The organism is Klebsiella sp. S69 (assembly GCF_016516145.1).
Lineage (GTDB): Bacteria > Pseudomonadota > Gammaproteobacteria > Enterobacterales > Enterobacteriaceae > Klebsiella > Klebsiella oxytoca.
Genome location: NZ_JACVUU010000002.1, coordinates 78,799 through 89,990, shown reverse-complemented (window position 1 = coordinate 89,990; position 11,192 = coordinate 78,799). Strand labels below are relative to the sequence as shown.

11 protein-coding genes are annotated in these 11,192 nt (G+C 53.9%); 3 read left to right on the top strand and 8 right to left on the bottom strand.

Features of this window, described 5'->3' with window-relative positions; genetic code table 11:
- Positions 1–53: 53 nt before the first annotated feature.
- The 3 genes from IAE27_RS02650 to IAE27_RS02640 all read right to left on the bottom strand — a co-directional run bounded on the left by IAE27_RS02650 (position 54) and on the right by IAE27_RS02640 (position 2,308).
- Entirely contained in the window at positions 54–593 is a 540-nt protein-coding gene (locus tag IAE27_RS02650) for a fimbrial protein (protein WP_070557077.1), read from the bottom strand.
- 622 nt (positions 594–1,215) lie between these two features.
- Entirely contained in the window at positions 1,216–1,905 is a 690-nt protein-coding gene (locus IAE27_RS02645) for an LrgB family protein (RefSeq protein ID WP_016808425.1), read from the bottom strand.
- Positions 1,898–2,308: a CidA/LrgA family protein gene (locus IAE27_RS02640; protein WP_070557078.1), complete on the bottom strand. Its 411-nt coding sequence runs from the start codon at positions 2,306–2,308 to the stop codon at positions 1,898–1,900. Before IAE27_RS02640 ends, IAE27_RS02645 begins: the two co-directional genes overlap by 8 nt.
- Positions 2,309–2,411: 103 nt before the next feature.
- On the opposite strand from IAE27_RS02640, the gene IAE27_RS02635 reads away from it, so the two are divergent.
- On the top strand, positions 2,412–3,293 hold the full coding sequence (locus IAE27_RS02635) for a LysR family transcriptional regulator (RefSeq protein ID WP_016808426.1): 882 nt from the start codon (positions 2,412–2,414) through the stop codon (positions 3,291–3,293).
- 123 nt (positions 3,294–3,416) lie between these two features.
- On the opposite strand, the gene IAE27_RS02630 is transcribed toward IAE27_RS02635, so the two are convergent.
- The 4 genes from IAE27_RS02630 to soxR all read right to left on the bottom strand — a co-directional run bounded on the left by IAE27_RS02630 (position 3,417) and on the right by soxR (position 8,333).
- Complete coding sequence (locus tag IAE27_RS02630; protein WP_004109468.1) at positions 3,417–5,063, bottom strand: Na+/H+ antiporter; 1,647 nt, start codon at positions 5,061–5,063, stop codon at positions 3,417–3,419.
- Positions 5,064–5,209: 146 nt separating this feature from the next.
- On the bottom strand, positions 5,210–6,559 hold the full coding sequence (locus tag IAE27_RS02625; RefSeq protein WP_070557079.1) for an NCS2 family permease: 1,350 nt from the start codon (positions 6,557–6,559) through the stop codon (positions 5,210–5,212).
- A gap of 388 nt (positions 6,560–6,947) precedes the next feature.
- Positions 6,948–7,616: a glutathione S-transferase family protein gene (locus tag IAE27_RS02620; protein WP_004109473.1), complete on the bottom strand. Its 669-nt coding sequence runs from the start codon at positions 7,614–7,616 to the stop codon at positions 6,948–6,950.
- A 258-nt stretch (positions 7,617–7,874) separates the two neighbouring features.
- A complete protein-coding gene (soxR, locus tag IAE27_RS02615) occupies positions 7,875–8,333 on the bottom strand; it encodes a redox-sensitive transcriptional activator SoxR (protein ID WP_004109476.1) in 459 nt (152 codons plus the stop codon).
- Between the two features lie 84 nt (positions 8,334–8,417).
- Between soxR and soxS the strand changes: the two genes are divergently transcribed.
- The gene (gene soxS / locus IAE27_RS02610; protein ID WP_004109478.1) at positions 8,418–8,747 is read left to right on the top strand and encodes a superoxide response transcriptional regulator SoxS; all 330 of its coding nucleotides are present in this window, start codon (positions 8,418–8,420) and stop codon (positions 8,745–8,747) included.
- On the opposite strand, the gene IAE27_RS02605 is transcribed toward soxS, so the two are convergent.
- Positions 8,732–10,336: an EAL domain-containing protein gene (locus IAE27_RS02605; protein WP_200091700.1), complete on the bottom strand. Its 1,605-nt coding sequence runs from the start codon at positions 10,334–10,336 to the stop codon at positions 8,732–8,734. The genes soxS and IAE27_RS02605 overlap by 16 nt on opposite strands.
- A gap of 542 nt (positions 10,337–10,878) precedes the next feature.
- On the opposite strand from IAE27_RS02605, the gene IAE27_RS02600 reads away from it, so the two are divergent.
- Complete coding sequence (locus tag IAE27_RS02600) at positions 10,879–11,160, top strand: YjcB family protein (RefSeq protein WP_004109483.1); 282 nt, start codon at positions 10,879–10,881, stop codon at positions 11,158–11,160.
- The last annotated feature ends 32 nt before the right edge of the window (positions 11,161–11,192 follow it).

The window sequence follows — 11,192 nt, the reverse complement described above, 5'->3', positions numbered from 1 at the left end:
AGTCCAGTAAGGGAAAGAGTTACCCTTTCCCTTGGTATTTATTAGCGTCTGAATTAATAGTACGTAACGTTGTAGGTTACCGTTGTCTGAACGGCGCCTTTAGTCGGTTCAGCACTGCCTGCTTTCGCCATTTTTACGGTGAAAGGAATGGTCGCAGCGCCGGAGGAAATATCCACATCGGCGCCTTCAGTATTATTTTTAAGCAGCGCACCCTGGTTATCAAAAATAGCCACGGCAACGCCCGTCGCAGGCGATGCGGAAGCCTGGTTCTTAAAGTAATCGCTGTTAGTTTCATCGGCTTCACCGCCAAAGGTGACTCTGGCCTTAGCGTTACCGCCATCAGCCACTTTCGGGCAACCGGTCAGGGTGAAAGAAAAACTCTTAGCCGCGCCATAGGTATTCGCCTTCAGATCCGCGACGGAGGAGGTCCCCATCTCAATAGATGAGACGCCGTTATCGATAGTAGCTGTACAGGTAGTATCAGAGACCGTGCCGGTAAAAGTAATGGTGTTATCCGCCTGCGCCATTGTCACCAGTGAGCAGCCCGCCGAGAAGGCGATTATTTTAGCCAGAGTTATTGCATTCATTTTCATTGGTATTCTCCTGTTTATTAAGATTAACAATCAGTCCATCAATTGTTTATGGCACTCTATTAGAGAAGGGAAACAGGCATCAACTCAATCTATAAGTTATATCAGCGCTTAGGGAAATAAACTGCCTGCTTACAATATTATTTTAAATATTGAAGCAAAAGCTCAAGCTCCACATGAATCCATTCAATAATAAAAGCTCACCTCAATAAGATATCCAAAAACAAGATTACCCTCAATAACTAATGAAGAATAATCCTAAAATCATAAATGAGATTAACCTATAAGATAAAGACATGATTTAAAAATAAACAAATAAAAACAACAGATTGCAAAAACCACTCATTCATCTTGCAAATATATATGGTGATTTATATTTGTGAATCAAGTTAAAATGAAGCAATTTTGAAACATGTAGTTACACTTAAACGTAAAATAAGTGAGATTAACATCGGTGGATAAACTTCATCTACTTTTACATGACTTCATGTTTTCAACGATTCAAGTGCTGATTATATTGGTTGAGGTATATCAAATATGAAATGACAACTGAAATAAATATTGATGATATATATTTTTTATGTGGTTTATTTCCTTGCAGAGGATAAACCACAGAAAATAATAGTCAGAACATTGCCCAGCGCACCAGCGGCGCGGCCAATACCATCACAACGCCGGAAAGCATCATCACCAGGCTGGCGACGACGCCCTCCTGCGGCCCCAGTTCATAAGATCGCGCGGTACCGGCGCCGTGGGATGCCGCGCCGAAACCCGCTCCTTTAGCCATCCCTTCGCGAATAGAAAGACGCAGAAACAGCACATCACCCACCGCCATGCCGAATACCCCGGTGACCACGACAAACAGGGCGACTAAATCAGGCTGACCGCCCAGCGGTTTAGCTGCCGCCAGGGCAAAGGGCGTGGTCACCGAACGTACCGCCAGGCTACGCTGGATCTCATCGGGCAAGGTAAACAGCCGCGCCAGCCACACCGAACTGGTCACCGCAACAACCGACGCGGTCGTCACTCCGGCCGTCAGCGACATCCAGTGGCGTTTAATAATCGCCAGATTGTCATACACCGGCACGGCGAAAGCGATAGTCGCCGGGCCCAGCAGCCATAGCAGCCAGTGGGCCTCCCCCATATAGCTTTGATAAGAGATATGGCCGAATACCAGCATCATCACCAGCAGGATCGGGGTGAAAACCAGCGGCATCAGGGGCAGTTTATGGAAGCGGCGATAAAGCCGTTTATTGGCAAAATAGAGCCCCAGCGTGACAAGAAGACACAGGACGCTCAGCTGGAAATCACTCATGCTTCATCCTGCTGACTTCATAGCGATACACTTTATCAACCACCCATGCCGTCGCGCCCAGCACCATCATGGTACTTATGCCAATCACCAGAAAGATGCGCCAGCCCTCCACCATCAACAGTTGCGCGTAGTTGACGACCGCCACCACCGCCGGCACGAAGAACAGCAGCATCTCGGCCAGCAGCCAGCGGGCGCCGGCGCGTACCCAGTTTAAAGGGATCACCCGGCAGACAATCAGCGTCAACATCATCAGCATGCCGACAAGGTTCGCCGGAAGCGGCAGGTGCAGCCAGTTAACAAAATAGTCAGCGCAGACGAACAGTCCGGCGTAGATCAGTACCTGAACAGGTACCTGAAGACGTTGCATAACGAAGGGCGTCACGCGAGCTGGCGCAAAGGCCATGAGCGGTATTCCTGAAAAAGAAGACAGGCGAGCAGTATAGAGAGCCGCCGGGCCCGGCAGAAATGAATTAAAATCATCACAGGTATAGTCTCAGGGAATAATTATGGATATCCGAACGCTGCGCTATTTTGTCGAAGTGGTGCGCCAGCAAAGCTTTACCCGCGCAGCGGAGAAGTTGTTCGTCACGCAGCCGACCATCAGTAAGATGCTCAAGAATCTGGAAGATGAGCTGAACTGCACGCTGCTGATCCGCGACGGTCGTCGGCTGCTGCTGACCGATACCGGTCGGGTAGTTTTCGAGCGCGGACAGGCCATCCTTGGTGAATTTCATCAGCTGGAGTCGGAGCTAAGCGATATTAATCATCTGCATAAGGGCGTACTGCGTCTCGGCATTCCGCCGATGGTCGGGATGTTGATGGCCGAACCGATTAGCCGCTTTCGCCAGCGCTATGCGGGTGTGGAATTGAAAATCTCCGAATTCGGCGGGCTGACCGTGCAGCAGGCGGTAAGCAACGGTGAACTGGATTTAGCCATGACCGCGCTTCCCGTTGATGAGGCCAGCGGCTTAACCACGCTCTCGCTGTTCAGCCATCCGCTCTGCGTGCTGACGCCGAGAACGGCGCAGTGGGAAGGCATCAGTTCGTTGTCGCCGGAAGCGCTCGCCGCACATCCGCTGGTGATCTACAACGAGGATTTCGCCCTCAGCCAGCAGCTGATGCGGCTATTTACTCAGCATGAAGTTAAGCCGCGTATCGCCGTGCGCAGCGGACAGTGGGATTTTCTGGCCGCGATGGTACAGGCCGGAATTGGCGTCGCGATTTTACCGGAGCCGATTTGCCAGCGCCTCGACCCGCAGAGCTTTTGCTGGATACTGTTACAAAGCGATCTACGCTGGGAACTGGGAATGATTTGGCGGGAAGGCGTGTACATGTCGCACAGCGCGCGGGCGTGGCTGGAGTGCAGTAAGGCGTTCTGGCTGAAGTAAGATGCCGAAAGCGGCACGCTTAACCGCGGCGTCAACGCCTTACCCGGGCTACAGATTCCCCATCGTCTGAGGGGCGGTAGCCCGGACAAGGCGCCTCAGGCGCCGTCGCGGACGAGTACGGTGTTACTGATCCTCGATAAGCAGCGCTTCCAGCAGGTCGAGATCGTGCAGCAGCTTCTGCAGCGTCTCGTTACTGATCTGCCGGGTGGCGCGCAGGTGGTACAGCTCCCCGCGTTCAGAACGCAGCGCCGCCAGACGGAACCGGCGCTCGAGGCTCTCTTCCAGCATCGAGGTTTCCACATCGTTACGCCCATCAACGCGACGGCGCAGGTTACCAATTACCCGCGAGCTGACCTCAGTCAGCAGCTGATTATCGATGTTTTCTTTGGTATCCGCCGCCAGACGCTCTTCCATTTTCTGAATCGCGACAATCGCCACATCCGCCGTTGCCGCCCGCGCCAGGCGCTCCTCTTTGCGCTGCTGTACATGGTCGGTCGACTCGATATGGCGCAGCAGAATCGGCAGCACAATCACGCCGACAAACAGAGAGAACAGAATCACCCCGGCGGCAAGAAATACCAGCTCATAGCGCGCCGGGAAGACGTTGCCGTCCGGCAGCAGCAGAGGAATCGACAGCACACCAGCAAGGGTAATGGCCCCGCGAACGCCGGCGACGGAGGAGATCAGCAGCTCGCGCGTGGTCCAGGAGCCGAACTCCATCGGTTTCTTTTTCAGGAAACGCTGGCTCAGCTTGCGCATCGTCCACAGCCAGCCAAAACGCACCAGCATCAGGGCGGCATAAATCAGGATGATATCGGTAAACAACATCCAGGTTTCGACGTTGGGATCCGCCTCTGCGGCCACCAGCGAGCTGGAGAGAATATCCGGCAGCTGCAGGCCCAACAGCAGGAACACCATGCCGTTAAACACGAACTCCAGCATCGCCCAGGTGCTGTTGGCGCGCAGGCGCATCGCCAGCGGCGCGCTGCGCATCACGCCGGAACGGGTGATGGTCATCCCCGCCGCGACTGCCGCCAGGATGCCGGAAAAGCCGATATGTTCAGCGATCAAGTAAGAGGCGAACGGCAGCAGGAACAGCAGCACAATTTGCGTTGCCGGTTCATCGCCGCCCCAGCGGCTAAGGAAGCGCATTGAGCGCCCGTAGAGCCAGCTGACCACGAAGCCCGCGAGAATACCGCCGACCGCCACCTTGAAGAACTCCACCGTCGCGCCGCCGACGGTAAAGACCATCGTGCCCATCGCCACCGCAACGGCAAACTTCAGGGAGACCAGGCCAGACGCATCGTTCATCAGCGCTTCGCCCTGCAAAATTCCCATAATTTTTTTCGGAATACGCCCTTCGCCGACGATGCCGGACAGCGCGACGGCATCCGTTGGCGACAGGACGGCCGCGAGGGCAAAAGCCGGAATCAGCGGGATACCGGGAACGATCCAGTAGATGAGATAGCCAATACCGACCACCGTCACCACCACTAACGCCAGCGCCAGACCGAAGATTTCTCGCCCATGCTCAATAAACTCGCGGGTCGGCGTCTTCCAGCCATCGGCAAATAGCAGCGGCGGGATGAACAGAACCAGAAAGAGTTCAGGATCGAATTCAACATGCAATCCGAAGGTAGGCCAGGCCAACAGCGCGCCGATGGCGATTTGGATTAAAGGTAGTGGAACCTGAAAGGGCAGTACGCGTGTAACCACCCCGGAGAGAGAGACCACGAGGGTCATGATGAGTATGGTAAAGAATATTTCCATGTGTTCCCTGTTTGCTGCGTTTTCTTTTTTACATCTGAGGCGTCATGTCTCGGCATAATACGCTACTCAGATTAACGCAAAAGGAAACAGGATGTGGCTTAAAAATTAAACGGGCGGCCAAAGCCGCCCGCCGTTAGCAGGAAAAGTTAAATCGCCCAACCGCCAGCATAGAAGATGACCAGCGCCGCGGCGATAATCACCGTCCCCAGGTTCAGCTTACGCCATTCGCCGGATACCAGACGGCCAATCACCAGCGCCGCAAAACCAATCATGATGCCGGTAACGATGTTACAGGTCAGCACGATAAAGACCGCGGTGATGAGCCCCGCCATCGCATCAACAAAGTCGTTGAAATCGATTTTCGCCACGTTGCTCAGCATCAGCAGGCCGACGTACATCAGCGCCGGCGCGGTAGCATAAGCCGGAACCAGATAGGAGAGCGGAGAGAGGAACAGGATCAGCAGGAACAGCACGCCGACGGTCACTGCGGTCAGGCCGGTTTTACCGCCCGCCGCCGTACCGGCAGCAGACTCGATATACACTGCCGCCGGCGCCGCCCCGACCAGGCCGGAGAAGACGCTGCTCAGGGAGTCGGTGGTCAGCGCTTTGCCGCCGTTGATAATCTGCCCGTCTTTATCCAGCAGGTTCGCCTGACCGGCCACCGCGCGGATCGTGCCGGTGGCGTCAAACACCGCGGTCATCACCAGCGCAAGCACGCTTGGCAGCACGACCGGGTTGAGCGCGCCCACGATATCCAGGCTGCCGATCAGCGAGTTGCCTTTATCATCGCTCAGCGACGGCATGGCGAAGATGCCGGAGAAGTGAACGTTAGGATCGAAGATCAGGCCGATAATCGAAACGCCGATAATCGTCAGCAGGATACCGCCCGGCACTTTCAGTTTTTCGAGGCCAATAATCACCGCCAGCCCGACCAGCGACATAATCACCGGGAAACTGTCAAAATTACCCAGCGCCACCGGCAGACCGTCCAGCGGGTTTTTGATCACCAGACCAACGCCGTTGGCGGCAATCAGCAACAGGAACAGACCGATACCAATCCCCGTGCCGTGCGCAACGCCCTGCGGCAAGTTACGCAGGATCCAGCTACGAATGCCGGTTGCGGAGATGACGGTAAACAGTACGCCCATCAGGAAGACCGCGCCCAGCGCGACCGGAATGCTGATCTGTTGGCCCAGCACCAGGCTAAAAGCGGTAAAAGCGGTCAGCGAGATGGCGCAGCCAATCGCCAGCGGCAGGTTCGCCCACAGCCCCATCACCAGCGAGCCGACGCCGGCAACCAGACAGGTGGAAACAAATACCGCAGCTGGCGGAAAACCCGCTTTGCCGAGCATCCCCGGCACCACGATGACGGAGTAGACCATCGCCAGGAAGGTGGTAAGACCGGCAACGATTTCCTGACGCACGGTACTGCCGCGAGCAGAAATTTTAAACCAGGCGTCCAATGAACCGCCGGTACGCACTGAAGGCGTAGACATAGAAAACTTCCCCTGAGAATTTTTATCGTTCGTCTGGATGCGAGGTGGACCATCCACTGCCAGTTAAACGCGATCTCCTTGTGCTACATCGCAGCGCCAGGGGCTGTGAAAAGCAAACGTTTAACTCCGCGCATACAATACGGTGTGAAGAATGACTTTGCTCCCCCCTGTCAGCAGAGGAAATGATGAGCAAAATAAAAAGGCAAACGATTATCCAGCCTTTAGACGGGCCTTTTCAACAGAAGTTTGTCGGATTTAGCTAAATTTCGCTTATGACGTTCATGAAATAACCAGCCGATGCGCAAACGTTATCGTCCATGCGCAATCCGGTAACATTTTTGTATTGCGCTGATAGCAATTTTCCCCTGTCATCGGCTTTAGTAATGGTTCATTCGCCGGGTAAGGTAAATGGGCCCCCACGCTCAATCGCCTTCTGCCAGGCCGGACGCTGCTCTACCCGCTGAACCCACTGCGTCAGATGCGGTAAATCCCCCACCCCGCCGCGCGCCAGCAGCGCCATTGCCGGAAAGCTCATCTGAATATCAGCCATACTCAGCTCAGCGCCGGCAAACCAGCGCTGGCGAGAAAGGTGCGATTCAATAAAGCGGGCATGGGTCTCAACCTGTCGGTTAAGCCAGGCCTTTTGCACCCCTTTGCCTAATGCATTGCCCAGCGTGCGTATGCCAAACGGCACCGGGGGCTTGCCCAGGCTGGAAAACACCAGCTTCATCAGCAGCAGGGGCATCAGCGAACCCTCGGCATAGTGCAGCCAAAAGCGGTATTGCAGTTTATCTTCCACCGACTCAGGCTTTAAGCGCCTGGCGCTATCATAGGTTTCCTGTAAATACTCCAGAATGGCGCCGGACTCCGCCAGAATATGGCCGTTATCTTCAACGACCGGCGATTTCCCCAACGGATGAACGCTTTTTAACTCCGCTGGCGCGAGCATATCCTTTCCCCGCTGATAAGAGACAACCTGATAAGGCAGCTGCAACTCTTCCAGCGCCCATAATACGCGCTGCGATCGTGACTGATTGAGATGATGTACCGTTAACATGGGCCTCTCCCGCTGTTTGTTCAAATTAACTATAGGAACAGGCAGCGAATGACGGGAATTTTTCGGCAACCTGAGGCGGCAAAATCAGAGAAAAGAGCCACACTTAAGTTGTCGGCGCAAACCGGAACCTCCATCAACATATTGCGCAATACTGAGGTGAGCCGACGTCGGGGGAAACCCTCCTGCGTACCAGCGGGATAGTGCGAAAGACCAAGACCGGAAAACAACTAAAGCGCCCTGTTGTGGCGCTTTAGTTTTTTAATCCTCTTCCAGCAGCCGTGCGCCGGTCCCCTCTTCTCCCAGCTTATCGCCCGGGTTGCGTAACGGACAGTCGCGGCGCGACAGGCAGCCGCAGCCGATGCAGCCATCAAGCTGATCGCGCAGCGCGGTCAGGGTGTGAATCCGTCGGTCCAGCTCCTCCCGCCACTGGGACGACAGCATCTTCCACTCTTTGGCGCTGAGGTTATGCCCTTCCGGCAGTACGCCAAATGCATCACCGATAGTGGCCAGCGGAATACCAATGCGTTGCGCAATCTTAATGATCGCCACCGCACGCAGGACGTCGCGCCGGTAGCGCCGCTGATTGCCCGCGTTGCGCTGGCTGTGGATCAGCCCTTTGCTTTCATAAAAGTGCAGCGCGGAGACGGCCACGCCGGTTCGTTTTGCCACTTCGCCGGGAGTCAGCAGCATTTTGATGCGGGGAGATTTCTTTTCCATAAAGCGCTTTACCTCAAGTTAACTTGAGGAATTATACTCGCCCGCAGACAAAACGACGAATCGAGAATTGAGAGAGGCCGCTTTATGTCCCATCAGGATATTATCCAAACGCTTATTGAATGGATTGATGAACATATCGATCAACCACTTAACATTGATGTAGTCGCCAGAAAATCGGGATACTCAAAATGGTATCTCCAGCGGATGTTCCGCTCCGTGATGCATCAAACGCTAGGTGATTACATTCGCCAGCGCCGTCTGCTGCTCGCTGCGGAAGCGCTAAGAACCACCCAGCGCCCTATTTTTGATATCGCGATGGATCTCGGCTACGTATCGCAGCAGACTTTCTCACGGGTATTCCGCCGCGAATTCGACCGTACGCCTACCGACTATCGCCATCAGATTTCCGCCTGATAACGTTGTTGCCAGGGGCAGAGGCTGGTGCGGTCGTTAGCCAGCCACTGCATATACTCCTGCGGCGGCATCGCTTTCGCAAAAAGCCAGCCCTGGCAATATTGCACGCCCCGCTTTTGTAGCCAGGCGACCTGCTCTGCCGTTTCCACGCCTTCAGCGACGATCTTTAAATGCAGGCTGTTCGCCATCTGGATGATATGTTCGGCAATCAGGTGGCTGGTGGTGTTGTTTGACAGCGTATCGACAAAAGATTTATCAATCTTGAGGATATCGACGTTGAGCGCATGGAGATTGTTCAGATTGGAGTAGCCGGTGCCGAAGTCATCGATAGCGATTTCATATCCCGCGTCGCGAAAAGCCTGAATCACCGGCGTCGTTTTCGGGACGTCAATAAACCCGCGTTCGGTCACTTCGATTTTTATTTGTTCCGCCTTGATGGCGTAGCGCCGGACCTTCTCATTGATATGCTCAATCAAGCGCGCGGATTGAAAATCAGCAGCCGAGAGATTAATCGCTACGTACAGGTGCGGATGCCGCGCCAGAAATTCGCCGAGATCGGAAAATACCTCATCGATGACATAGTCAGTAACCTGGGCGATCATCCCTTCGTTTTCCGCCAGCGGAATAAACTCCGCCGGACTCATCACCGGGCCATCAAACCCCGGCCAGCGCAATAACGCTTCGGTACCAACGCAGCGGTGATTTTTAATATCGATAATCGGTTGATAGTGCAGGCACAGCTGGCGACGGCTTAACGCGCGCTGCAGCATATTACGCGGAGAGTGGTACTGCTGCCGCGTACGCGACCACACCAGTAACAGCAACACGCTGCAAATCAGCCCCAGCGGCAGAGTCAGCGTCACCTGATTATAAAAATTCTGGTAATAGCTGACGCGCGAGGTGGACATGATGACGGCAATCGGGCGAACGATGGAATGGGCGATGGCATAAACGCGGCCATCCTGCTGAAAGAGCGCCTCTTCAGCGCGAATCAGATGACGTAATTCCTCAGGGTCGGCGTTCTTGCTGACGGAAAAAAAATGGTTCGTTTTGGTATCAAACACGCCCCAGGCGAGATTGCTGTCACTGGATATCAGCGCGCTGAACGAGAGCGGATTAATCACCACCACATAGTGGCCGCGCTGCAGATAGTTCATCGCATAGCCAGGGTAGAAAGGCGTTTCGCGGTAGTAGTAAATCGCGATATCCGGCTTTTTGGTATAGGTTGCGGCCGGAATTTGCCACCCCATCTCGCGGCGTACCGCAGTGGAGCAGAAAAAATGGCTGCCGTTGGCGTAGATTAAGTCGTCGATATAGAGCAGACCGCGTACAATGCCGAGCAGATATTGCTGATGATACGGCGAACACACTTCTCCCTGATACAAACGGGCCTTATCGCGCGCTTCGTCAGCTTCTCGAATAACCAACTCCGTTTTTTGTAGCGCCAGCCGAGAAAACAGCCGCAGCTGATCGGCGGTTTCCGCTTTGGCGCGGATTTGCGCAAACCACAATGCCAGCACCACCGGTAGCAGAATGACCAGCACGATGCCAACAATTCTCAACGCCTTGTGTGGCGCGCTACGACTCATTTACGCTTTTTATCCATGCGATACGCCTTAATCAAGGTGAAAGGCCCCGATGATTCCTCTTACTGTGATATGAATCAGGGTATCTCAGCAACCCACGCTTTGACGTAAAAACCTCATGACTATGAATGATGAATAATACTTGCTAATGCAAGACGTGAGAAACATTCTCAACATAATGAGATTAGCCCCACTATCTAATTCGGTTTATCCGTATAATTCGCCGGAATATGTAATAAAATCCGCAGAACCTAAACCTTATTAAAAAAAGAAATGCGCTCGACTATCGCTTATAATCGACCTTCGCAATGAAAGCTCTCCCTCCCCCCTTATTAACCACGAACTTTGCAGGGTCAATGAGCGCAAGAAAACTCCCATTTTGGACTGGTGAATAAAAGAACAAATGTGATATAGTTCACATTAGCTGATGAAACAAAAACGTTGTTTCATTACGTTCTTGTTTGCCTGAAGATAGCCAGAGCATCGCATCACCGTCAGTCTCGCCAGGTTGTCAAAGGCTTCCAAATTTCGTTGAGGATAGGTTGATGGCTTCCATTACTACCAGTGTCGTACTTTTGCGCTGGCCGCTCGTGAGCGCAGTGCTGATGTTTCTGGCCAGCTCGTTGAACATTCAGCTGCGTAAAAGTGATTATGCCGGTTTAGCGGTAATCTGTAGCTGTATTGGCCTGGCCGCGGCCTGCTGGTTTGCCACCGGTCTGTTGGGCATTACGCTGCTGGACGTGGCGAAAATCTGGGGCAATATCAAGGACGTGATGATTGAAGTCATGAGCCAGACTCCGCCTGAATGGCCGATGATGATGACCTGATTTCGGGCCGCCTTATCCGGGCGGCCACGCCC